The 22,945-nt window shown below is 64.3% G+C and carries 18 protein-coding genes; 13 read left to right on the forward strand and 5 right to left on the reverse strand.

Features of this window, described 5'->3' with window-relative positions; all coding sequences use genetic code 11:
• The first annotated feature begins 7 nt into the window (after window positions 1-7).
• The 3 genes from IFT80_RS09435 to IFT80_RS09445 all read left to right on the forward strand — a co-directional run bounded on the left by IFT80_RS09435 (window position 8) and on the right by IFT80_RS09445 (window position 5,312).
• Window positions 8-3,187, forward strand: a complete 3,180-nt coding sequence (locus IFT80_RS09435) for an efflux RND transporter permease subunit (protein WP_192137418.1) — start codon at window positions 8-10, stop codon at window positions 3,185-3,187.
• Window positions 3,184-4,596, forward strand: coding sequence for an efflux transporter outer membrane subunit (locus tag IFT80_RS09440; protein WP_192137420.1), 1,413 nt, complete (start codon window positions 3,184-3,186; stop codon window positions 4,594-4,596). Before IFT80_RS09435 ends, IFT80_RS09440 begins: the two co-directional genes overlap by 4 nt.
• Before the next feature lie 146 nt (window positions 4,597-4,742).
• On the forward strand, window positions 4,743-5,312 hold the full coding sequence (locus tag IFT80_RS09445; protein ID WP_192059829.1) for a GNAT family N-acetyltransferase: 570 nt from the start codon (window positions 4,743-4,745) through the stop codon (window positions 5,310-5,312).
• Between the two features lie 206 nt (window positions 5,313-5,518).
• Here the strand turns inward: IFT80_RS09445 and IFT80_RS09450 are convergent, their stop codons facing one another.
• A complete protein-coding gene (locus IFT80_RS09450) occupies window positions 5,519-6,403 on the reverse strand; it encodes a LysR family transcriptional regulator (protein ID WP_192137422.1) in 885 nt (294 codons plus the stop codon).
• Between the two features lie 518 nt (window positions 6,404-6,921).
• Between IFT80_RS09450 and egtB the strand changes: the two genes are divergently transcribed.
• Window positions 6,922-9,069 carry an ergothioneine biosynthesis protein EgtB gene (egtB, locus tag IFT80_RS09455; RefSeq protein WP_192137424.1) on the forward strand — a complete coding sequence of 716 codons (2,148 nt, stop codon included), beginning with the start codon at window positions 6,922-6,924 and terminating at the stop codon, window positions 9,067-9,069.
• A gap of 33 nt (window positions 9,070-9,102) precedes the next feature.
• A complete protein-coding gene (gene ligD, locus IFT80_RS09460; protein ID WP_192137426.1) occupies window positions 9,103-11,691 on the forward strand; it encodes a DNA ligase D in 2,589 nt (862 codons plus the stop codon).
• A gap of 28 nt (window positions 11,692-11,719) precedes the next feature.
• Here the strand turns inward: ligD and uraH are convergent, their stop codons facing one another.
• On the reverse strand, window positions 11,720-12,073 hold the full coding sequence (uraH, locus tag IFT80_RS09465; protein ID WP_122477396.1) for a hydroxyisourate hydrolase: 354 nt from the start codon (window positions 12,071-12,073) through the stop codon (window positions 11,720-11,722).
• 328 nt (window positions 12,074-12,401) lie between these two features.
• On the opposite strand from uraH, the gene puuE reads away from it, so the two are divergent.
• The 4 genes from puuE to IFT80_RS09485 all read left to right on the forward strand — a co-directional run bounded on the left by puuE (window position 12,402) and on the right by IFT80_RS09485 (window position 15,485).
• On the forward strand, window positions 12,402-13,331 hold the full coding sequence (puuE, locus tag IFT80_RS09470) for an allantoinase PuuE (protein WP_192055561.1): 930 nt from the start codon (window positions 12,402-12,404) through the stop codon (window positions 13,329-13,331).
• Complete coding sequence (gene uraD, locus IFT80_RS09475) at window positions 13,328-13,843, forward strand: 2-oxo-4-hydroxy-4-carboxy-5-ureidoimidazoline decarboxylase (RefSeq protein ID WP_192103290.1); 516 nt, start codon at window positions 13,328-13,330, stop codon at window positions 13,841-13,843. Before puuE ends, uraD begins: the two co-directional genes overlap by 4 nt.
• A 69-nt stretch (window positions 13,844-13,912) precedes the next feature.
• The gene (alc, locus tag IFT80_RS09480) at window positions 13,913-14,908 is read left to right on the forward strand and encodes an allantoicase (RefSeq protein WP_122477391.1); all 996 of its coding nucleotides are present in this window, start codon (window positions 13,913-13,915) and stop codon (window positions 14,906-14,908) included.
• A 73-nt stretch (window positions 14,909-14,981) separates the two neighbouring features.
• Window positions 14,982-15,485, forward strand: a complete 504-nt coding sequence (locus IFT80_RS09485; RefSeq protein ID WP_192103286.1) for an ureidoglycolate lyase — start codon at window positions 14,982-14,984, stop codon at window positions 15,483-15,485.
• Window positions 15,486-15,595: 110 nt separating this feature from the next.
• Here IFT80_RS09485 and IFT80_RS09490 read toward each other — a convergent pair whose 3' ends face one another.
• Window positions 15,596-16,792: an aminotransferase-like domain-containing protein gene (locus IFT80_RS09490; protein WP_192137427.1), complete on the reverse strand. Its 1,197-nt coding sequence runs from the start codon at window positions 16,790-16,792 to the stop codon at window positions 15,596-15,598.
• 282 nt (window positions 16,793-17,074) lie between these two features.
• On the opposite strand from IFT80_RS09490, the gene IFT80_RS09495 reads away from it, so the two are divergent.
• From IFT80_RS09495 to IFT80_RS09510, 4 genes are read left to right on the forward strand one after another with little or no spacing between them, the layout of a single operon-like run.
• On the forward strand, window positions 17,075-17,686 hold the full coding sequence (locus tag IFT80_RS09495; protein ID WP_185794136.1) for a paraquat-inducible protein A: 612 nt from the start codon (window positions 17,075-17,077) through the stop codon (window positions 17,684-17,686).
• Entirely contained in the window at window positions 17,683-18,297 is a 615-nt protein-coding gene (locus IFT80_RS09500) for a paraquat-inducible protein A (RefSeq protein WP_192059842.1), read from the forward strand. Before IFT80_RS09495 ends, IFT80_RS09500 begins: the two co-directional genes overlap by 4 nt.
• Window positions 18,290-19,972, forward strand: a complete 1,683-nt coding sequence (locus tag IFT80_RS09505; protein WP_192103284.1) for a PqiB family protein — start codon at window positions 18,290-18,292, stop codon at window positions 19,970-19,972. Before IFT80_RS09500 ends, IFT80_RS09505 begins: the two co-directional genes overlap by 8 nt.
• Window positions 19,969-20,571 (forward strand): PqiC family protein, encoded by a 603-nt coding sequence (locus tag IFT80_RS09510; RefSeq protein ID WP_192055564.1) that lies wholly within the window; start codon window positions 19,969-19,971, stop codon window positions 20,569-20,571. The genes IFT80_RS09505 and IFT80_RS09510 overlap by 4 nt, the downstream gene beginning before the upstream one ends.
• Here IFT80_RS09510 and IFT80_RS09515 read toward each other — a convergent pair.
• Complete coding sequence (locus IFT80_RS09515; RefSeq protein ID WP_122477379.1) at window positions 20,564-20,980, reverse strand: response regulator; 417 nt, start codon at window positions 20,978-20,980, stop codon at window positions 20,564-20,566. The genes IFT80_RS09510 and IFT80_RS09515 overlap by 8 nt on opposite strands.
• A 163-nt stretch (window positions 20,981-21,143) precedes the next feature.
• A complete protein-coding gene (phnN, locus tag IFT80_RS09520) occupies window positions 21,144-22,937 on the reverse strand; it encodes a phosphonate metabolism protein/1,5-bisphosphokinase (PRPP-forming) PhnN (protein ID WP_192137429.1) in 1,794 nt (597 codons plus the stop codon).
• Window positions 22,938-22,945: the final 8 nt, after the last annotated feature.

The raw sequence follows: 22,945 nt of genomic DNA on the forward strand, positions 1-22,945 counted from the left end.
CACTGCGATGAACTTCTCTCAATTCTTCATCAAGCGGCCGATCTTCGCCGCCGTGCTGTCGCTGATCATTCTGATCGCCGGCGCCATCTCGCTGTTCCAGCTGCCGATCAGCGAGTACCCCGAAGTGGTCCCGCCGACCGTGGTGGTGCGTGCCAGCTTCCCCGGCGCCAACCCCAAGGTCATCGGTGAAACCGTGGCCGCGCCGCTCGAGCAGGCCATCACCGGTGTCGAGAACATGCTGTACATGTCCTCGCAGTCTACCGCCGACGGCAAGCTGACCCTGACCCTGACCTTCGCTTTGGGCACCGATCTGGACAATGCCCAGGTGCAGGTGCAGAACCGAGTGACGCGCACCCAACCCAAGCTGCCCGAAGAAGTCACGCGGATCGGCATTACCGTGGACAAGGCCTCACCGGACTTGACCATGGTGGTCCACCTGACCTCACCCGACCAGCGCTACGACATGCTCTACCTGTCCAACTACGCGACCTTGAACATCAAGGACGAACTGGCCAGGCTCAATGGCATTGGCGACGTGCAGTTGTTCGGCATGGGCGACTACTCGCTGCGGGTCTGGCTTGACCCGAACAAGACCGCTTCGCGCAACCTGACGGCCACCGACGTGGTCACCGCCATTCGTGAGCAGAACCGTCAGGTTGCCGCTGGCCAGCTGGGCGCGCCGCCTGCGCCCAACGCCACCAGTTTCCAGATGTCGGTCAACACCCAAGGCCGCCTGGTCACCGAGGAAGAATTCGAGAACATCGTCGTGCGCGCCGCCGCCGACGGCGAAATCACCCGACTCAAGGACATTGCCCGCGTGGAGCTGGGTTCCAGCCAATACGCGTTGCGCTCGCTGCTGAACAACCAACCGGCGGTGGCCCTGCCGATTTTCCAGCGCCCCGGTTCCAACGCCATCGACGTGTCCAATCAGGTTCGGGCGAAAATGGCCGAACTCAAGCAGTCGTTCCCTGAAGGCATGGACTACAGCATCGTCTACGACCCGACCATCTTCGTGCGCGGCTCGATCGAGGCGGTGGTACACACCTTGTTCGAAGCGCTGATCCTGGTCGTGCTGGTGGTGATCCTGTTCCTGCAGACCTGGCGCGCCTCGATCATTCCGCTGGTGGCCGTGCCGGTGTCGCTGATCGGCACCTTCGCCGTCATGCACATGTTCGGCTTTTCGCTCAACGCGTTGTCGCTGTTCGGACTGGTGCTGGCCATCGGTATCGTCGTGGACGACGCCATCGTGGTGGTAGAGAACGTCGAGCGCAACATCGAGCTGGGGCTGGAACCGGTGGCCGCCACCGAGCGGGCCATGCGCGAAGTGACCGGGCCGATCATCGCCACTGCGCTGGTGCTGTGTGCGGTGTTCGTGCCGGCAGCGTTCATCTCCGGGCTCACCGGGCAGTTCTACAAGCAGTTCGCCCTGACCATCGCCATTTCCACTGTCATTTCGGCGTTCAACTCGTTGACCCTGTCGCCGGCGCTGGCGGCCGTGCTGCTCAGGGCACACGACGCACCCAAGGACCGCTTCTCCCGGCTGCTCGACAAACTGCTCGGCGGCTGGCTGTTCCGGCCGTTCAACCGCTTCTTCGAAAAGGCCAGCCATGGCTATGTCGGCACCGTGGCGCGGGTGATCCGCAGCAGCGGTATCGCCATGCTGGTGTATGCAGGGTTCATGGTGCTGACCTGGTTCGGTTTCGCCAACACCCCAACCGGTTTCGTGCCTTCCCAGGACAAGCAGTACCTGGTGGCGTTCGCGCAGTTGCCGGACGCCGCCAGCCTGGACCGCACCGAAGATGTGATCAAGCGCATGTCGGACATCGCCTTGAAGCAGCCAGGCGTAGAGAACGCCATCGCCTTCCCCGGCCTGTCGATCAACGGCTTCACCAACAGCCCGAACAACGGCATCGTGTTCGTCGCGCTCAAGGACTTCGATCAGCGCAAGGACGCCAGCCTGTCGGCCAACGCCATCGCCGCCGAGCTCAACGGCAAGTTCGCCGGTATCCAGGACGCCTACATGGCGATCTTTCCACCGCCGCCGGTGATGGGCCTGGGCACCATCGGTGGTTTCCGCCTGCAGGTTCAGGATCGCGGCAACCTGGGCTATGACGAGTTGTACAAGCAGACCCAGAACATCATCGCCAAGAGCCGCAGCGTGCCGGAACTGGCCGGGCTGTTCACCAGCTACACAGTGAACGTGCCGCAGGTGGATGCCTCGATCGATCGGGAGAAGGCCAAGACCCATGGCGTGGCCATCAGCGATATCTTCGACACCCTGCAGGTGTACCTGGGCTCGCTGTACGCCAACGACTTCAACCGCTTCGGGCGCACCTATCAGGTCAACGTCCAGGCCGAGCAGCAGTTCCGCCTGGAGGCCGAGCAGATCGGCCAGCTCAAGGTGCGCAACGATCGCGGCGAGATGATCCCGCTGGCCACGTTCATCAAGGTCAGCGACACCGCAGGGCCTGATCGCGTGATGCACTACAACGGCTTCGTCACGGCGGAAATCAACGGCGCGGCTGCACCCGGCTACAGTTCGGGCCAGGCCCAGGCGGCGGTGGAGAAGCTGCTCAAGGACGAACTGCCCAACGGCATGGCCTACGAATGGACCGAGCTGACCTACCAGCAGATTCTGGCAGGCAACACCGCCCTGTTCGTGTTCCCGCTGTGCGTGCTGCTGGCCTTCCTGGTGCTGGCGGCGCAGTACGAAAGCTGGAGCCTGCCGCTGGCGGTGATCCTGATCGTGCCCATGACCCTGCTCTCGGCGATTGCCGGGGTGATGATCGCGGGCAGCGACAACAATATCTTCACCCAGATCGGCCTGATCGTGCTGGTCGGACTGGCGTGCAAGAACGCGATCCTGATCGTCGAATTCGCCAAGGACAAGCAGGAGGAAGGCCTCGACCCGCTGGCCGCCGTGCTGGAGGCATGCCGCTTGCGGCTACGGCCGATCCTGATGACCTCGTTCGCGTTCATCATGGGCGTGGTGCCGCTGGTGCTGTCGTCCGGCGCAGGTGCCGAGATGCGCCATGCCATGGGCGTGGCAGTGTTCTCCGGCATGCTGGGGGTGACTTTCTTCGGCCTGCTGCTGACCCCGGTGTTCTTCGTGCTGATCCGTCGCCATGTCGAGCGTCGCCAGGCCCGCAAGGCGGACCGCGCGCTCAAGCTTGAGGTACAACCATGAACCGCTTGAAACCCCTTCTGCCCAGCCTGCTGGTGATGGCCCTGGCCGCGTGCGCGGTGGGCCCTGACTACCGCGCGCCGCAGGCGTTGGATGCGACCGTGGCGGCTGCGCAAGATGCTCGTTACTACCGCGCCGAGCAGTTCGATGCGGTGTGGTGGCAGCAATTCGACGACCCGACGCTCAATCGGCTGGTCAACGAATCGCTGCAGGGCAACCGCGAGCTGCGCGTGGCCTTCGCCCGCCTCAAGGCATCTCGGGCGATCCGCGACGACGTGGCCAACGATCGCTTCCCGGTGGTGACCAGCCGCGCCAGCAGCGAGATCGGCAAGAGCCAGATACCTGGCCAGACCAACGACCGGGTCAATACCGAGCGCTACGACCTGGGCCTGGACATGGCCTGGGAAGTCGATTTGTTCGGGCGCATCCAGCGTCAGTTGGAAGTCAGTGACGCCCAGCAGGGTGAAGCCGCGGCCAACCTGCAGCAGTTGCAGGTCACGTTGATCGCGGACCTGGTGGATGCCTACGGACAACTGCGCGGCGCTCAGTTGCGCGAGAAGATCGCCCTGGCCAACCTGAAGAACCAGCAGGATTCGCGCGGCATCACCCGCAGCCTGGAGGAAGCCGGCGTCGGCAATCAACTGGACGTGGTGCGTGCCGATGCACGCCTGGCCTCGGTCGAAGCGACCGTGCCGCAGCTGCAGGCCGAGCAGGTGCGGGCACGCAACCGCATCGCCACCCTGCTCGGCCAGCGCCCCGATCAACTCAGCGTCGATCTGAGCCCGGCGCAGCTGCCGGCCATTGCCAAGGCGCTGCCGATCGGTGATCCGACCCAGTTGCTGCGCCGTCGTCCGGACATTCGCAGTGCCGAACGCCGACTGGCAGCCGCCACCGCACAGATCGGCGTGGCCACCGCCGATCTGTTCCCACGGGTCACCCTCACTGGTTTCCTTGGGTTCACCGCAGCGCGTGGTTCGCAGATCGGTTCGTCGGCAGCCAATGCCTGGGGCCTGGGGCCGAGCATCACCTGGGCGGCTTTCGATCTGGGCAGCGTGCGCGCGCAGATTCGCGCAGCCAACGCCGATGCAGAGGGCGCGCTGGCCAGCTACGAGCAGGATGTGTTGCTGGCGCTGGAGGAATCGGAAAACGCCTTCAGTGACTACGGCAAGCGCCAGCAGCGTCTGCAGGCCTTGATGCGCCAGAGCGATTCCAGCCGCGCCGCGGCGGCGCTGGCGTCGATCCAGTACCGCGAAGGCACGGCCGATTACCTGGTGCTGCTCGATGCCGAGCGCGAGCGCTTGAGCGCCGAAGACGCCCAGGCCCAGGGCGAAACCGAGCTGTATCGCGGCATCGTGGCGATCTACAAGGCACTGGGCGGTGGCTGGCAGCCGGACACGCTGGCACGCCTGTAGCCCGGGAACGGCCGCCGTCACGCGGGAACAACGTCGCCGGCCGATGGTAGGATAGGCGCCATCCAGGCACCTTGGGGGTCGCTGTCGGGCATTTCTGCCTGGCAACTGCCGCCGGTGGGCCGACCCCGATCCGCAGCGAGCGCCCCATGATCACCATCCGCCCCATGACCCCCTCCGATTTCGAACGTTTCTGGCCCACCTTCAACGCGGTGGTCCAGGGTCAGCAGACCTACGCCTACGATCCGGCCATGACCCGCGAGGCCGCCGAGCACACCTGGCTGCAACTGCCCCTGCATACCTTCGTTGCCGAGGATGAACAAGGCCAGCTGTTGGGCAGCTACTACCTCAAGGCCAATGCCGCAGGCCCCGGCAATCATGTGTGCAACTGCGGCTACATGGTCACCGAGGCGGCGCGCGGCCGTGGTGTGGCGCGAATGATGTGCGAGCACTCGCAGCAAGTGGCCCGTGACAGTGGCTTCCTGGCCATGCAGTTCAACTCGGTGGTAGCCAGTAACGAAGTGGCAGTGGCCCTGTGGCACAAGCTGGGGTTCGAAACTGTCGGGCGCCTGCCGCGGGCTTATCGGCATGCGCAACAGGGGCTGGTGGATTGCCTGGTGATGTACAAGTGGCTGGCCGAGGAATCTGCGCCGCAGACCCGGTTGATCGGTCGCAAGAACATCGAGTCGGTGGTGTCGCGGCCGCGGCGCACGCGCTGAACCGTTACCGGCATCACGGAAGTCGATGATGGCTATCGAAAAACGGAATTTTTCTTCAGGGCGCGGGATCAGCAGTATAGGTGCCTTTACCACGCCAAGGATTTCGTCCCGATGAATATCAACCTGACTCTGTGCTGCATGATCGTCGTTTCATTCGGTATCGCGTTGAGCCACGTCTGATTCTGCGCACAAGTGCAACGCGGGCCTCAGAGATTGCCCAGATGCTCGCGCAGGAACTCGATCAACACCTGCACCGGCCGCGATGTCTGTCGATGCTGCGGATACACCGCCGACAACGCTAGCGGCTCGGTGATGAAGTCATCGAGTACGGTCTGCAACTGTCCCGATGTGATTGCCTGCTGGACGATGAACCGAGGCAGGTAGGCGATACCCATGCCGGCCACGGCAGCCTCGCAGAGCAGTTCGCCGTTGTTGGCACGCAGACGCCCGCCCACACCGATCACCAACGGCTTGCCGTCCACCTGGAAGCGCCACTGTACTTGCCGCGCGTGACCGTAAGGCAAGCAGTCGTGGGCCGCCAGGTCTTGCGGGGTGGCCGGGATGCCGCGTTCAGCAAGGTAGCCAGGGCTGGCACAGTAGACGCGTGCGATGGAGGCAATGCGCCGCGCGATCAGCGATGAGTCTTCCAGCATGCCGATGCGCAGGACGAGGTCGTAGCCCTCGCCGAGCAGGTCGACCGGGCGGTCGCTGAGGTTTATTTCGACCTGCACCTGGGGGTAGCGCTGGAGGAATCGTGGCATCAGGGCGCTGAGTTGCGCCATGGCGAACGACAGCGGCGCACTCACGCGCAAGACGCCACGGGGTTCGGCAGCCTGCCCGGCTATGCCCTGCTCGACCTGTTCCACTTCCGCCAGCAGGCGCACGGCCGAGTCGTAGTAGCTCTGGCCCAGGGCGGTCACGTCGAGACGTCGGGTGGAGCGATTGAGCAAGCGCGCGCCGAGACGGTTTTCCAGCTGCATCAAGCGCCGACTGATGTACTGCTTGGAAATCCCCAGTTGCTCGGCGGCAGCGGTGAAGCTGCGCGATTCCAGCACCTGAACGAAAAGCCGCATGTCTTCGAAAGCGTTCATCGTCACTCCTTGGTTGACAATGCATTGTGGAACAGCCTTCCGGCCTGAACAACCGCAGTGCCCCCGGACGCGGCTCGCGCCGCTGCTACAGAGATCGCAAGCTGCATCCGGGAACACCGCACAGAGCCGGTCCGAGCATCTGTAGCAGCGGCGCGAGCCGCGTCGACAGGCGTCGCACAGAGCCGGCCCGAGCATCTGTAGCAGCGGTGCGAGCCGCGTCGGCAGGCACCGCACAGAGCCGGTCCGAGCACCTGTAGCAGCGGCGCGAGCCGCGTCGGCAGGCGCCGCACAGAGCCGGTCCGAGCATCTGTAGCAGCGGCGCGAGCCGCGTCGGCAGGCGCCGCAATGCGTCAGGCCAAGGGTTTTCGATGAGCGGGCGAACCTGCTGGGGGTTGCACAGTCACACCCTTTAGCCCGTCGTTGAAGCTCAACGGCGCTCGTGCGGAAAGCGATAGAAAAGCGCTCCCGCGCCCGTTTCTTATCGTCGCCATCGACGGAGCCGTCGGAGCAGCCTCTTGATGAATAGTCTTTCCCAGCACGCCGTGCCCGTCATCCCCCTGCACGACCTGCTGCAACGCTTCAACCAGGTGCGTCGCCACAGCGAACACCTGGCCAGCCCGCTCAGCGCCGAAGACATGGGCGCACAATCGATGCCCGACGCGAGTCCGGCCAAATGGCACCTGGCGCATACCACCTGGTTTTTCGAAACGTTTCTGCTGGCCGAGCAACTGCCGCACTACACGCCCTTCGATCCCGATTTCTGCTACCTCTTCAACTCCTACTACGAAGCCGTCGGACCGCGCCAGCCGCGTCCACAACGTGGCCTGATGACCCGTCCGGGGCTCGACCGGGTACGCGCCTACCGCGCCCATGTCGACCAGCACATGCAAGACCTGTTGAGCGGCGACCTTGCGCCGGAAATTTACGCACTGATCGAACTGGGCCTGTCCCACGAGCAACAGCATCAAGAGCTGTTGCTGATGGACATCCTGCACTTGTTCAGCCTGTCGGCGCTCAAACCTGCCTACGACCCGGCATGGCCCGTCGACGCAACCGGCCAGCGTGGCCGGTTCGTCGGGCATGCCGGCGGACTGGTGGAAATCGGTCACGCGGGCGATGGCTTCGCCTTCGACAACGAAGGCCCGCGGCACAAGGTATTTGCCCAGGCATTCGAAATCGCCGATCGCCTGGTCACCAACGGCGAGTGGCTGGAATTCGTCGAAGCCGGTGGCTACACCCAGGCGGGGCTGTGGCTGGCGGACGGCTGGGCGACGGTCCAGGGCGAAGGCTGGCATGCGCCGTTCTACTGGCAGCAGGACAACGCCGGCAACTGGCAGGAGATGAGCCTGCGCGGACTGCAACCCCTGCAACTCGACGCCCCGGTGGTGCACATCAGCTACTACGAGGCGGCAGCCTTCGCCCAATGGGCCGGCGCACGCCTGCCCACCGAAGCGGAATGGGAAATTGCCGCTGGCACCGGTCAGCTGCAACAGCTCGACGATGTGGCCTGGCAATGGACGCAGAGCGCCTACAGCGCCTACCCCGGTTTTCAGCCGGCAGTCAGCGCCGTGGGTGAATACAACGGCAAGTTCATGATCAACCAGATGGTGCTGCGCGGCGGCGCCAGCATTACCCCGGTCGGCCACAGTCGCCCCACCTATCGCAACTTTTTCGGCCCGGCCTGCCGCTGGATGTTCTCGAGCCTGCGCCTGGCGCGCGACGTGACACCGTACAGCGCCCGCAACGATGGCAGCGACGAGTTCGCTCGCGATGCAGTGACCGGGCTGTCAGCCCCACAGAAGTCGATTTCACCCAAGTATTTCTACGATACCCAAGGCTCGCAGCTGTTCGAAGCCATCTGCACCTTGCCCGAGTACTATCCAACGCGTGCGGAAACTGCCCTGCTGACCGAAATCGCGCCGCAGCTCGCTGCGCTGATCGCCGAAGATGCAGCGCTGGTCGAATTCGGCGCCGGTGCCTGCGACAAGGTACGTCTGTTGCTGGATGCCGTGCCGCAGATCGGCCTGTACGTACCGATCGATATCTGCAGCAACGCGCTGGAACGGGCCGGCGCCCAGCTGCGCCAGCGCTACCCTGCCCTGCGCATCGCCCCGCTGGTCGATGATTTCACCCGTGCCCTGCACCTGCCGGAGGAAACCCGTGGCCACCCGCGCGTCGGCTTCTTCCCGGGTTCGACGCTGGGCAACTTCACCCGCCCGCAAGCCGTGCGTTTTCTGCGTTCGGCCCGCGAGCTGCTGGGGCCCGACGCGCGTTTCGTCATCGGGGTCGACATGGTCAAGGACATCGCCACCCTGGAGGCTGCCTACGATGACGCTGCGGGGGTTACGGCACGCTTCAACAAAAACCTGCTGACGCGCATGAATCGCGAGCTCGACGCCGACTTCGACGAACAGGCCTTCGACCATTTGGCGGTATGGAACCCCGACTACGAACGGATCGAAATGCATCTGGTCAGCCGCAGGGCGCAACAGGTTCGTGTGGCGGGACGCACGTTCGCCTTCAAGGCGGGGGAACGGTTGCACACCGAGAACTCGCACAAGTTCACCGTGCAATCCTTTACCGAACTGGCCGCCGCGGCCGGCTGGGAAGTCAGCGACCAATGGGTCGGTGAGTCGCCGCAGGTGGCGCTGTTCTGTCTGCGCTGATCCTGCTGCAGCGCATCATGAGTGAGGAACGCCATGAGCAAGGCATTGGAGGAGTACAACCGCAAGCGTGACTTCGATGCCACCCCGGAGCCTTCGGGCGGCGCACGCAGCGGCAAGCGCGGCAAGGCCGCGCAGGCCCTGCAGTTCTGCATCCAGAAGCACGACGCCAGCCACTTGCATTATGACTTTCGCCTGGAACTCGATGGCACTCTGAAAAGCTGGGCGGTGCCCAAGGGTCCGTCGCTGGACCCGAAGGCTCGACGCCTGGCGGTTCATGTCGAAGACCACCCGCTGGATTACGCCGGCTTCGAAGGCAACATTCCCGAAGGGCACTACGGCGCCGGCGACGTGATCGTCTGGGACCGCGGCACCTGGATCCCCGAGGGCGACCCTCGCCAGGGCTATGAAAAGGGCAAGCTCAAGTTCGTGCTGCAGGGCGAGAAACTGGCTGGCGCGTGGAACCTGGTCAAGACCCACATGCCTGGCAAGCGTGAGCAGTGGTTCCTGATAAAGTCCAAGGACGAGGCCGCGCGTCCCTTGGCCGAATACGATGTGCTGGAGGCCCAGCCCGACAGCGTCCTCAGCGAGCGCACCCTCGTCCCGCGCAAGCGCAAAAGCAAAGTATCGACCAAGACGTCCGACAAATCCGTGGCCAAGCCGGCAGCCAAACCCCGGGCCACTGGCAAAGGTGTGCAGCTGCAAGGCGCACGCGCCGCTGCGCTGCCGGCCAGCCTCAAGCCCGAGCTGGCGACCTTGGTGGACACCGCCCCGGACGGTGACTGGCGCTACGAGATCAAGTTCGACGGTTACCGTATCGTTGCGCGCATCGAAGACGCCGAGGTCAGCCTGTTCACGCGCAACGGCCATGACTGGACCGCCAGGATGCCGCGCCAGGCCAAGGCACTTGCGGCCCTGGGCTTGCAGTCGGCCTGGCTGGACGGTGAAGTGGTCGTGACCAACGGACAAGGCGTGCCGGATTTCCAGGCTCTGCAGAATGCCTTCGAAGAGCAACACAGCGGCGACATCGTCTTCTACCTGTTCGACATGCCTTACCTCAACGGCATGGACCTGCGCGAAGTGCCTGTCGAGCAGCGCCGCAGTGCCTTGGCGAAGGTACTGGAAGCCAACGAGGACGATGCCCTGAAATTCTCCGACGACTTTGCCGACTCGGCCGAATCCCTGCTCGCCAGCGCGTGCCAGATGAACATGGAGGGGCTGATCGGCAAGCGTGTCGGCAGCCCTTATGTCTCGCGGCGCAGCAGTGACTGGATCAAGCTCAAGTGCAAGCGGCGCCAGGAGTTCGTCATCGTCGGTTACACCGAGCCCAAGGGCAGCCGCAGCGCATTCGGTGCCTTGCTGCTGGGCCTGCATGATGCCGACAGCGGCGAGTTGCGCTTTGCCGGCAAGGTCGGCACCGGCTTCAGTGAAGCCACGCTGCGAAGCCTGCACGCGCAGCTGCAGTCGCTGGAAACCGACGAGCCGGCGCTCGGCAACCCGCCCAAAGGCGCCGACGCGCGTGGCGTGCACTGGTTGCAGCCAACGCTTCTGGCGGAAGTGGCGTATGCCGAAATGACCCGTGACGGTGCCGTTCGCCATGCGGTTTTCCATGGTTTGCGCAGCGACAAGCCCGCCAGGAAAATCACTGCGGACAAGCCGGCTGCGAAAGCCAGCGACCCCCCTCGACTCGTGAAGCCGAAAAAGACACCTCGCAAGGCGGCTACCCAGGCAGACGACGCAGACTTGGTCGGTCAGGTGCGCATCACCCACCCGGAACGGGTGATCGATGCCGCCAGCGGTACCACCAAGATGCAACTGGCCGAATACTACGGGCGCATTTCACCCTGGTTGCTGCCGCACCTCAAGCAGCGTCCGGTGGCGCTGGTACGAGCGCCCGACGGGGTGGGCGGCGAACTGTTCTTCCAGAAGCACGCAGGCCATCTGGCGATCCCGCACATCGTCACCTTCGACAAGAAAGAGGCAGGCCAGGCCGCCATGGTCATCAACGACGGCCAGGCGCTGCTCGGCGCGGTGCAGATGGGCACGCTGGAGCTGCACACCTGGAACGCGACCACCAAGGATTTCGACCATCCGGACCGGTTCGTGCTCGACCTGGACCCCGATCCAGCCCTGCCCTGGAAAAGCATGGTCGAAGCCACCCGATTGACCCAGACCCTGCTCGACGAACTGGGCCTCGCATCGTTTCTCAAGACCAGCGGCGGCAAAGGCATGCACGTGGTGGTGCCGATCACCCGCAAGCTGGGTTGGGACGAGGTCAAGGCGTTCAGCCGCGCCGTGGTCGAGCACATGGCCAGGCTGATGCCGGAGCGCTTCAGCGCCGTGTCCGGCCCGAAAAATCGTGTCGGAAAGATCTTCGTCGACTACCTGCGCAATGGCCTCGGCGCGACCACGGCCTGCGCCTACGCCGCACGGGCGCGTGACGGCTTGCCGGTTTCGGTTCCGGTCACCCGTGACGAAGTGGCACATATCAAGGGTGGCGACCATTGGAACATCGACAGCGTGCTCGAACGCCTGGCAGAAATGGATGACGATCCGTGGGCGGATTTTTTCACCACCCGCCAGAGCATCACCGTTGCGATGCGCAAGAAGCTCGGGCTCGATTGAGCACACCCTCACCCGGCAGCAACGCCGCTCAGCTGCCGCGGTAGGTGGAGTAGCTGTAGGGTGAAAGCAGCAGGGGCACATGGTAGTGCGCCTGGGTGGCGTCGATGCCGAAGCGCAGCACGATCTCGTCGAGAAAAGCCGGCGCAGCCATGAGCGTGCCACGGGCACGGTAGTAGTCGCCTCCGGCAAAATGCAGCTGATAGACGCCCGAACGGTAGTGCTCGCCTTCGAGCAACGGCACGTCGCAACGCCCGTCGGCATTGGTCACGGCCGTTGCCAGCAGCTGCAGCTGCTCGCCCTCGACCCGGTACAGGCGCACTTGGATGGCGTTACCAGGGCACCCATGTGCGGTGTCCAATACATGTGTGGTCAAGCGTCCCATGGTCGATGTTCACCTGATGAAGGGGTGCGTTCAGCGCGCACCGTGGTAGAGCGGGAACGGACTATTCGCGCCGAAACGGGGCATGGCGCGTGGCACGTTGCAAAGGAGCCGAACCAAAAATGCCGGAAGATCCTTATTGCTGACCGACCGGGCAGGTTTTTTGCAAGACTCTGGGCAAGTGCTTCTGCAAGGATGAAGCCATCTATCCGCCAGTTACGCGAGCTTACAAATTGCCCATGCCGATGTATACAATCCATTCAAGCGCGAAGCGGGCCCTTCCCGGGTGCGTCGTCGAGCCCGTTCTGCCACGCACAGAAGGAAGCCTGCGGTGAGCCCCGACTACCCCCGCGACCTGATCGGCTACGGTGACACGCCCCCTCATCCGCAGTGGCCGGGCCACGCCCGCCTTGCAGTGTCGTTCGTGCTCAACTACGAAGAAGGCGGCGAACGCAACGTGCTGCATGGCGACAGCGAGTCCGAGGCGTTCCTGTCGGAAATGGTCGCGGCTCAGCCGTTGCAGGGCCAGCGCAACATGAGCATGGAATCGCTCTATGAGTACGGCAGCCGCGCCGGCGTGTGGCGCGTGCTCAAGCTGTTTCGCAACGCCGGCATTCCCTTGACGGTCTTTGCCGTGGCCATGGCGGCGCAGCGCCACCCCGAGGCCATCCGGGCCATGGTTGCCGATGGCCATGAAATCTGCAGCCACGGCTATCGCTGGATCGACTACCAGAACATCGATGAAGCGCAGGAGCGCGAGCACCTGCGCGAAGCCATTCGCATCCTCACCGATATCACTGGCCAGCGACCGCTGGGCTGGTATACCGGTCGCACCGGCCCCAATACCCGGCGCCTGGTCATGGAAGAAGGCGGTTTTCTCTACGACAGCGACGCCTACGACGACGACCTGCCCTACTGGCAACCGGGCAGCGATGCGCGCCATGGGCATCTGGTGATCCCCTACACGCTGGACACCAACGACATGCGTTTCACCCAGGTGCAGGGTTTCAACAAGGGCGACGACTTCTTCGAGTACCTCAAGGACGCCTTCGACGTGCTGTATGCCGAAGGCGCGGACGCGCCGAAGATGCTCTCGGTAGGCCTGCACTGCCGCCTGATCGGCCGCCCCGGACGCCTCGCATCGCTCAAGCGCTTCATTGACTATGTCCAAAGCCATGAGCAGGTGTGGTGCGCACGGCGCGTGGACATCGCCCGGCACTGGCAGACCGTTCACCCCTACCCAGGCAGCCTTCGCCCATGAGTCACTTCCGTACCCTGCAACCCTCACGGCTAAGCCGCGCCGGTTTCATCTCCGCGTTCGGGGATATCTACGAGCACTCGCCCTGGATCGCCGAGCAGGCTTTCGAGCGCCTGCCGGTGGACCGCCGCGACGACATCGAGGCAGTGCATGCCTGCATGAGCCAGGTGGTGGCCGACGCCGACCGTGCCAGGTTGATGGCATTGATCAATGCGCACCCCGATCTGGCCGGCAAGGCTGCGGTGCAGGGCCAGCTCACCGCCGCCAGCACCCAGGAGCAGGCCGGTGCCGGCATCAGCCAATGTACCCCCGAGGAGTTTCAGCGCTTCACCGAGCTCAACGATGCATATCGTGCCCGCTTCGGCTTCCCGTTCATCATGGCGGTCAAGGGCAGCGACCGGCAGCAGATCTTGGCGGCCTTCGAGACGCGTATCGGCCATTCTCCCGAAGACGAATTCAGCTGTGCATTGCGCGAAATCGACAAGATCGCCCTGTTTCGTCTGCAAGCGTTGTAACCGCTGCAGCCATGCCATCGCGCCCGCCGCGATTTTCCTCTCACCACCGTTCAAGGCAGACCCGCATTCATGAAAGCCTACGCCGCACCGTTCCAGAAATACGTCAACCTGGCGGATGCCCGCCTCGGTACCCGCGCCATTTCGGTGACCGATGATTGGTTCGCCGACGTCAACCGGTTGTTCCAGCCCACCCCGGCGGTGTGGAAGGAAGGCGTGTTCGACGACAACGGCAAGTGGATGGATGGCTGGGAATCGCGGCGCAAGCGCTTCGAAGGCCATGACACGGCGGTGATCCGCCTGGGCGCGCCGGGCTCGATCAAGGGTGTGGACATCGACACCTCGTTCTTCACCGGCAACTTCCCTCCCTCGGCGTCGCTGGAAGCGTGCTTCATCAGCGAAGGCGAGCCCGATGACCAGACGCAGTGGGTCGAGATCCTCGGCGCGGTGGAACTGCAGGGCAACAGCCATCACTACCACAGCATCGACAACGACAGCGCGTTCAGCCATCTGCGCTTCAACATCTACCCGGACGGCGGCGTCGCACGCCTGCGCGTATACGGCATCCCCTTTCGCAGTTGGTCGAGCGTCAGCGACGAAGAGCCGCTGGACCTTGCCAGCGCGCTCAACGGTGGACGGGCGCTGGCCTGTTCGGACGAGCACTACGGCAGCATGAGCAACCTGCTCAATCCCGGCCGCGGGGTCAACATGGGTGATGGCTGGGAAACCGCACGCCGACGCACGCCGGGCAATGACTGGGTCATCGTGGCCCTGGGTCACGCCGGGGTGGTGACGCAGGTGGTGGTCGACACCTTGCACTTCAAAGGCAACTACCCCGACAGCTGCTCGATCCAGGGCGCATTCGTCAAAGGTGGCACCGACAGCCAGATCGAGACCCAGAGCCTGTTCTGGCGCGAGCTGCTGCCCAGCCAGAAACTGCAGATGCACCAGGAACACAGCTTCGCCGAACAGATCAAGGCGCTGGGGCCGATCACCCATATCCGCCTGAACGTGTTCCCCGACGGAGGCGTGAGCCGCCTGCGCGTACTGGGTACCCTGGCCAGGTAGCCGGCTCGGCATCCGCTCGGCTGCCCAGGTGGATCGACCACCCAGGCAGCGTTAATCAACGACGAGGCCCTTCATGCGTACATTAACCATCGAACCCCTGAGCAAAGCCGCATTCGCCCTCTTCGGCGACGTCATCGAAACCCAGGGCAGCGCGCACTTCCTGATCAACAACGGCTCCACGCAACGCTTCGATCGCCTGGCCGACGTGCAGCTTGGCACTGCGCAGGATCAGGCCGTGATCAGCATCTTTCGCGCCCAGGCCCTGCCGATGCCGCTGACCGTGCGCATGCTGGAACGCCACCCGCTGGGCAGCCAGGCGTTCATCCCGTTGCAGGGCAAGGCGTTTCTTATCGTGGTAGCCCCGGCCGGTGAGGTGCCGCACAGTGAAGCAGTGCGAGCTTTTCGTAGCGACGGGCATCAGGGCATCAACTACCATCAGGGCGTCTGGCACCACCCGATATTGGCCTTGGCCGATGGCGATGACTTCCTGGTGGTGGACCGTAAAGGCCCTGGCAATAACTGCGACGAGTTCTTCTTCGAGGAGCGCGATTCATTGTCCCTGGATCCCTTACGGTAATTCTTGCCACGCATGGCTCGGCACCTCTGTAGCAGCGGCGCGAGCCGCGTCCGGCGTCTACGTGTTGTTTCAGATAGACCACAGCGCCGGTTACGCGGCTTGCGCCGCTGCTACAGGAAGGCGCGGCGCAGGCGCTCGAGGCCTTCGTCGATGTCGGCAAGCCCCGGCGCGGCGAACGACAGGCGAATGCTGCTTGGGTCGGGGTCGTGAGCATAGAACGCGCTGCCCGGCACGAACAGCACCTTCTGCTCGATCGCGCGCGGCAGCAGCGCCTTGGCGTCCAGCCCGTGGCGGCATCGGCCCCAGACGAACATTCCCCCAGCAGGCGGGCTGACCTCCAGGTATTCGGCCATCGGCTGCAGCCCTGCCAGCATCCGCTCGCATTTCTTCCGGTAGCCCTCGGCCAGGCTCGGCAAAGCCCGCTCCAATGCCCCCGCGGCAAGGTAGTTGGCCGCAATGCGCTGCGCCCAGGGCGAGGTGCACAGGTCCACGGTCTGCTTGGCCACCAGGCAGCGCTGGCGGATCGCCGCAGGTGCCACCATCCAGCCCACGCGCAGCCCTGGCGCCAGCACCTTGGACAGACTGGACAGATGGATCACCCGGCCCTCGGCGCCCTCGACCTGGCGACTCAGTGCCAGCAGCGACGGCACGTCCTCACCGGCGAAACGCAACGCACCGTAGGGATCGTCTTCGACCAGCAGAAAATCGTGCGCGACCGCCAACTTCAATAGCGCCAGGCGTCGCGCCAACGGCAGGCAGGCCCCGGTAGGGTTGGCGAAGGTCGGTACGCAATACAGCATGGCCACATCGCCGGGCGTACGCTGGGCGAGTTGTTGCGCCAACGCGTCGGTGTCCAAGCCGTCGGCATCGGTCGCCGCGCTGAGCACCTGCGCCCCGGCCAGGCGCAACGCCTGCAGCGCTGCTGGATAGGTCGGGCATTCCACCAGCACCGTGGCGCCGGGTACCAGCAGCACCTTGAGCAACAAGTCGAAGCCTTGCTGCGAGCCGGTCGTCACCACCATGTCGTCGGTCTTCACCGCGGCGCCGCGGCGCTGCATCAGCTCCGCCAGCTGTTCGAGCAGAGCGGGCAGGCCTTCGGTGGCGGCGTATTGCAGGCAGTCCAGGGGCGTTTCGCGCATGGCCTGCTCTGCGGCGTCACGCAGGCCGGACTGGTCGAAGAACGTCGAGGCCGGATAGCCGCCGGCGAAGGAAATCATGCCCGGCAGCGACAGGTACTTGAACAGCTCGCGTATGGCCGAGCCTGTGGGGTTTTCGAAGGCTGGGGTGAGACGGTAGTCCAGGGCCATGACAATGCTCGACGACGGATGTGCCGAAAGTATCGAGGCGGGCGAATACTCGTCACAAGCGAGGATATTTCCAGATGTCATGCCATTTGGTGCTGACAACGCGCAGGCGAGAAAAACACGGCTCGCCCCTGGTCCGCCGCGCATGGCTATCGCCAGACGGAACGCACACCACTATCATGACTCAGATACTCATGGCACCGCGCCACTGGACTAGACATGTCGTGTCGAATCTGGGGAAATGCGCGTCCTTGTCCGCAGGCCTTCACCCATGCCCATTGTCGAATGAATACGTCTTCGCGCCGCATCATCTGTGAACACTGCGATTCGCTGTTCGAATCGGTGACGTTGGCCCATGGCCAAAAAGCCGAATGCACGCGCTGTGGCGCGGTGCTCGAGCGTGGCCATCGCCTGAGCATCCAGGCGCTGTTCGCCCTCGCCTTGACTGCAGCCATGCTGTTCATGCTGGCCAATGCCTTCCCGGTGATCAGCATCAGCATGGAAGGCCTGAGCAACCAGGCCACCCTGCTCGCTTCGGTCGAGGCGTTGGCTCAAGGGCGCATCACGCCCATGGCCGCCGTCACCGGGCTGACCATCATCCTCGCCCCGCTGTTGCAGATCTGCCTGCTGTGCTGGTTGCTCGGGTTCGCCACTGCAGGGCGCGCCGCGCCCGGTTTTCGCACCTGCATGCGAGCCCTCGAACACCTGCGCCCATGGAGCATGCTCGAAGTCTGCCTGTTGGGCATTCTGGTCGCCATCATCAAGCTGGCCGGCATGCTCGACGTGCATCCTGGCGTCGGCCTGTGGGCGCTGGGCATGGTCACGGTGCTGCTGATCCTGATTTCGGGCAAGGGCATCCGCCGGCTCTGGGATGACCTGGAAGGACAGCTGCGATGAGCGAGCCGGTCTACGCCCGACAAGTCGGCCTGGTGCTGTGCCACACCTGTGGGCATATCTGCCAGACAGGTGAACATCACTGCCCACGCTGCCACTCCACAGTCCACGCACGCAAGCCCGACAGCATTGCCCGTACCTGGGCGCTGCTGATCGCGGCCCTGATCCTGTACATCCCCGCCAACCTGCTGCCGGTGATGCGCACCAACATGTTCGGCAATGCCAGCGAAAACACCATCATGAGTGGTGTCATCGAGTTCTGGCACGGCGGCTCGTGGGACATCGCCGTGCTGATCTTCTTCGCCAGCGTGGTGGTGCCCTGCATGAAGTTCATGATCCTGGGCACGCTGCTGATAACCTGTCAGCGCAAGAGCCACTGGGCCATGCGCGAGCGGGCCCGGCTGTATCGCTTCATCGAGTTGATCGGCTATTGGTCGATGCTCGACGTGCTGGTGGTGGCGCTGGTGGCCGCGCTGGTGCAGTTCCGTTCGCTGAGTTCCATCGACCCATTGCTGGGTATCGTGTTTTTCGGTCTGGTGGTGGTACTCACCATGCTTGCCGCCATGAGTTTCGATCCCCGGCTCATCTGGGATGTAGAGGTTGAAGATGTCTGATCGTCCAGGTTCCACCCCCTCGTCCCCTGCCGCTGCGCCGGCGGTCAAGACGCGTCGTTTCAATGTCTCGCTGGTGTGGATCGTGCCGATCATCGCCGCCGTGGTGGGCGCCTCGATGCTGATCAGCAACGGCCTCAATGCCGGGCCGCAGATCGAGATCAGCTTCCAGACCGCCATGGGCCTGGAAGCCAACAAGACCCAGGTCAAATACAAGAACGTGGTGATCGGCCAGGTGACCGCCATCGCGCTCAGCGACGATCGCAGCCATGTGGTGGCCAAGGTTGACCTGAACAAGTCCGCCGAAGGCTTCACCGCCGAAGACTCGGTGTTCTGGGTGGTGCGCCCGCGCATCGGTGCCAATGGCATTTCCGGCGTCGACACCCTGCTCTCCGGTGCCTTCATCGGCGCCGACGCGGGCAGCGCCGAGGAGCGCAAGAAGCAGTTCGTCGGCAAGGAAACACCACCGCCGATCACCTATGGCGAGCAAGGCAAGCGGTTCACCCTGCACACCGAGGACCTGGGTTCGCTGGACATCGGCTCGCCGGTCTACTATCGCCGCATCGAAGTCGGCCAGGTGGTGTCGTACCAACTGGCCGAGGACGGCAAGGGTGTCGACGTGGAGATCTTCGTGCATGCGCCCAACGACAAATTCGTTACCACCGACACGCGCTTCTGGAACGCCAGCGGCATCGACCTGACCGTGGGTGCCAGCGGCCTGAAGGTGAACACCGAATCGCTGTCGACCATCCTTGCCGGCGGTGTCGCTTTCGTCGAGCCCAAGTACAGCCCCAACGCGACGCCGGCCACCGAACGCTCGCGCTTCGACCTGTTCGGGGATCAGGAAACCGCACTGGCGCCGCCCGACGGTGATCCACGCTACATCAGCATGAACTTCAACCAGTCGCTGCGCGGCCTCACGGTCAACGCGCCGGTGGAGTTCATGGGCGTCAACATCGGTCGGGTGGTCTCGGTCAACCTGGACTACGATGCCAAGACCAAGAGTTTTCCCAGCGTGGTCGGCGCGGTGATCTACCCGGATCGCCTGGGCAAGGCGCACGAAAAGCTGCTCAAGCAGATGGGCACCGAGGACGACGAACGTTCGGCCCAGCTGATGTCGGCCTTCGTCAAGCAGGGCCTGCGCGCCCAGGCTCGCAGCGCCAACCTGATCACCGGCCAGTTGTATATCTCGCTGAGCTTCATACCCAATGCTACGCCAGTGGCCTTCGACATGGCCGCTCGCCCGCTGCGCATTCCCACGGTGCCGGGCAGCCTGGACAAGGTTCAGGAACAACTGCAGGGTGTGGTCGACAAGATCAGCAAGCTGCCGCTCGACGAGATCGCCACCAACCTCAATGGCAGCCTGAGCGAGATGCAGAAGACCCTGCGTCAGGTCAATGCCGAGGTGCTGCCGCAGATGCGCGGCACCCTGCAACAGACTCAAAAGACGCTCGCCGCGGCGAATTCGACGTTTGCCGACGACTCGCCGGAGCGCCAGCAGCTGAGCCAGGCCATGGACGAAGTTCAGCGCACCGCGCGCTCGGTGCGCGTACTGACCGACTTCCTCAGCCGCAACCCGGAAGCGCTGATCCGTGGCCGCACCAAGCAGGGCGAGCCGGACGCCTTCCGCAGCCCGAGCAATACTTCACGTGAAATCCAACCGGAAGCTCAACCATGATCAAACGCACCCTGATGCTGGCCGCAAGCCTGGGCCTGAGTGCCTGCAGCTCGCCGGTCACCCACTACTACACGTTGCAGGACACCGCACCAAGCACCCCGGCCCGCCTGGCCGCGCCGTCGTTCCAATTCGAGATGCTGGGCGTGCGGATGCCGGTGCAGGTCGATCAGCCCCAACTGGTGGTGCGGCAGAATCAGGGCAACCTCGCCATTCTGGAAAACGATCGTTGGAGCGCGCCGTTGGCCGATGAGTTTCACGATGCCCTGACCGATCGCCTCGAACGCCAGCTGGGCACGCGAGACCTCGCCGGGCTACCCAAGGACGCGCAGCGCCCGGTGCTGTCGTTGCAGACCGACGTGCGGCGCTTCGACTCGCTGCCGGGGCAATATGCGCTGGTCGACGTGGTGTGGAGCCTGGGCCTGCGCGGGGGTGCGCAGCCGCGCCGTACCCTGACCTGTGCGAGTCAGATCCGCGAAACGGCGGGAGTGGAATTGAGCAGCCTGGTGGTGGCACACCAGCGCGTGATCGATCAATTGGCGAAGCAGATCGCGACGACTGCTCGCCAATGGGTGCAGGGCAGCGGCGCTTGTCCTAGCTGACAGCGCGCGGCACGGTGGCCAGGGCTTTCTCGACACCGTCGAGCAACTGGCCCAAGGTCCAAGGCTTGCGCACGAAGCTGACGGGAATGGTCACGCCGGAGCTTTCCGGTGTTTCGTGCCCCGACATGATCATGATCGGAATCTCGGGCCAGGTCTGCGCCGAATAGTTGGCCAGGCCTGCGCCGTTCATGCTGCCCGGCATCAGGATATCCGTCAGCAACAAACCCACTTCGTTGGAATGCTGGTTCAGAAACGCGAGGGCATGATCCGCAGATTCGACACCCTCGGTCTTCCAACCCTCGTCGGTCAGCAGCTCGCAGACGAATTCGCGAATCACGGCTTCGTCTTCCACCACCAGAACCAGGTTCGCTCCCTTGGAAGCGCCGTCGATGCGCGGCGAATCAGTCATTGCCAAATCCTTCTGTGTACTTGAATTGATTGAGGAAAGTAACCGCCGCGATGGCGACTCCCACACTCAGGTTAGGAGAGCGGAAAAGCCTGCGAATTCCATTTGTCGAGGTTGCGCCGACGAACGGTAACCCGCCCGCCTGGCGCGGCCGCCGCAACGGCGATCAGCGCGGGGTCGCAAGTTCGATTCCGCTGCAGGCATGGGCAAGCCGAGCCGCACATTCCAGACGGTCAGTGCTCGCGCCATGGATAACGTAGAGCACATCGCCCGGCGCCACTTGTGTGCCCTTGTCTACCTTCAGGTCGATGCCGGCGCCCTTGTGCCGGGGCGCCCCGGCGCACCGTGCGATTTCCGCCAGGCGCCAGCCGTCGAACCGGGCCACGTGGCCTTCGCAGGGTGCACGGACGGCGCAGGTCAGCGCGCTGGGCATCACCGGCACCCTGCGCCCCTGGGCGTCGATCATGCGCTCGAACGCAGCAAGGGCGCAGCCTTCGTCCAACAGCTGCTCGGCGCGTCGCCGACCCGCGGCGACGCTGCCGACCTGCGGGTCCCAGGCCAGAATCTGCGCGGCAAACACCAAGGCTTTCTCGCGCAGGTCGGCCGGTGCCTGCACAGCGCCTTCAAGCACCCAGCGTACATCGCGCACTTCGAGCGCCGGCCCGATACCGCGCCCCACCGGCCGCGATCCATCGGTGACGAGCGCCACTACGGTCAGGCCCAGCAACGCACCGACCTGCTCGAACAGCTCGCCCAGTGCCTGCGCTTGCTCGCGGCTTGCAAGCTTGGTACGCGGGCCGAACGGCAGATCGACGATGACATGGGTCGAACCGGCAGTCAGTTTCTTGGACAGAATGGAGGCCACGGCCCAACGTGTGGAGTCGATGCGCAGCGGGCGTGTGATGGTATTCATCACCTCATCGAGATGTGAATGGTTGAGGCGACCGTTCCAGGCAATGCAGGCGCCGGTGTGGGCCACGCACTGACGCACTTGCGCAGGCGTCAGTTCCACTTCGGCGAGGACTTCCATGGCGTCGGCCGTGCCGGCCGCCGAAGTGATCGCCCGCGACGAGGTCTTGGGCATGGCCAGCCCATGCGCCGCAACGATCGGCACCACGATCAGGGTAATCCGGCTACCGGGGACGCCGCCCATCGAGTGCTTGTCGACCACCATGGGCCGGTCCCAGCGCATGATCGGTGAAAATCGCGTGCGCACCCTGGCCAAGGCCATCACCTCGGCATCCGACAGGTGCTGGCTGGCACTCACCAGGAAGGCGCCGATCTCGCTGTCCGTATAGCGACCCTCGATGATGTCGCGCAACAACGATTCGTACTGCGTTTCGTCCAGCGCGTGACCCTGGACCTTGCGCGCCAGCAGTGGATGGCTGGTCGGCAGCCCGGCGTGACGTCGGGCGACGCTCTGCACGGCATCGATGAAACCTTCGATGCCTGCGGCCAGCGTGCCGTCGTTGTCGACGCGCAGGGTTTCGATGTCCGCCGGCAGTGTGTCCACCTGACGCAGCACCCGCGCACTGGCCTGCTCGGCGGTCTCCCGCCCGCGTCCCAGAATGCGCGCGGCAAGCACCTCTGGCGCGGCAGTGACCTCGATCACCACCAGATGCGGCACACGCGCCGCGGCCTCGCGGATCATCCTGCGCGAGCCGTTGGCGATGACGTGGTCACCCGCCTCCAACACCTGCAGCAGATCGGCAGACAAGCCATAGCTCAGGCCGTGGGCATGCCAGCTGAGCAGGAACTCGCCGGCCGCGACGCTGGCCTGGAACTGCTCGGCAGTCACTCCCGTGTGGTCTTCGCCGGGTGCGCCGCTTGGGCGGGTGATGGTGCGCCGGGCGAACAGGTACCGACCGCTGCCGCCCAGTCGGGCGCGGGCACCTTCGATGAGCGAGTCCTTCCCCGCTCCGCTTGGGCCGACTACAAAGAAAAAAATGCCCTGCGCCATAGAAGAAG

It is taken from the genome of Pseudomonas sp. CFBP 8771 (assembly GCF_014841695.1).
Taxonomy (GTDB): Bacteria; Pseudomonadota; Gammaproteobacteria; order Pseudomonadales; family Pseudomonadaceae; genus Aquipseudomonas; species Aquipseudomonas baltica.

What these genes read in the sequence shown, in the direction of transcription:
- IFT80_RS09500 (WP_192059842.1), top strand. Translation starts at nt 17,683, where the DNA reads ATGAGCGAGCCGGTCTACGCCCGACAAGTCGGCCTGGTGCTGTGCCAC.
- IFT80_RS09450 (WP_192137422.1), bottom strand. Translation starts at nt 6,403, where the DNA reads ATGAACGCTTTCGAAGACATGCGGCTTTTCGTTCAGGTGCTGGAATCG.
- IFT80_RS09490 (WP_192137427.1), bottom strand. Translation starts at nt 16,792, where the DNA reads ATGGCCCTGGACTACCGTCTCACCCCAGCCTTCGAAAACCCCACAGGC.
- IFT80_RS09515 (WP_122477379.1), bottom strand. Translation starts at nt 20,980, where the DNA reads ATGACTGATTCGCCGCGCATCGACGGCGCTTCCAAGGGAGCGAACCTG.
- uraD (WP_192103290.1), top strand. Translation starts at nt 13,328, where the DNA reads ATGAGTCACTTCCGTACCCTGCAACCCTCACGGCTAAGCCGCGCCGGT.
- egtB (WP_192137424.1), top strand. Translation starts at nt 6,922, where the DNA reads ATGAATAGTCTTTCCCAGCACGCCGTGCCCGTCATCCCCCTGCACGAC.
- alc (WP_122477391.1), top strand. Translation starts at nt 13,913, where the DNA reads ATGAAAGCCTACGCCGCACCGTTCCAGAAATACGTCAACCTGGCGGAT.
- uraH (WP_122477396.1), bottom strand. Translation starts at nt 12,073, where the DNA reads ATGGGACGCTTGACCACACATGTATTGGACACCGCACATGGGTGCCCT.
- IFT80_RS09485 (WP_192103286.1), top strand. Translation starts at nt 14,982, where the DNA reads ATGCGTACATTAACCATCGAACCCCTGAGCAAAGCCGCATTCGCCCTC.
- IFT80_RS09440 (WP_192137420.1), top strand. Translation starts at nt 3,184, where the DNA reads ATGAACCGCTTGAAACCCCTTCTGCCCAGCCTGCTGGTGATGGCCCTG.
- ligD (WP_192137426.1), top strand. Translation starts at nt 9,103, where the DNA reads ATGAGCAAGGCATTGGAGGAGTACAACCGCAAGCGTGACTTCGATGCC.
- IFT80_RS09435 (WP_192137418.1), top strand. Translation starts at nt 8, where the DNA reads ATGAACTTCTCTCAATTCTTCATCAAGCGGCCGATCTTCGCCGCCGTG.
- phnN (WP_192137429.1), bottom strand. Translation starts at nt 22,937, where the DNA reads ATGGCGCAGGGCATTTTTTTCTTTGTAGTCGGCCCAAGCGGAGCGGGG.
- IFT80_RS09495 (WP_185794136.1), top strand. Translation starts at nt 17,075, where the DNA reads ATGAATACGTCTTCGCGCCGCATCATCTGTGAACACTGCGATTCGCTG.
- IFT80_RS09505 (WP_192103284.1), top strand. Translation starts at nt 18,290, where the DNA reads ATGTCTGATCGTCCAGGTTCCACCCCCTCGTCCCCTGCCGCTGCGCCG.
- IFT80_RS09445 (WP_192059829.1), top strand. Translation starts at nt 4,743, where the DNA reads ATGATCACCATCCGCCCCATGACCCCCTCCGATTTCGAACGTTTCTGG.
- IFT80_RS09510 (WP_192055564.1), top strand. Translation starts at nt 19,969, where the DNA reads ATGATCAAACGCACCCTGATGCTGGCCGCAAGCCTGGGCCTGAGTGCC.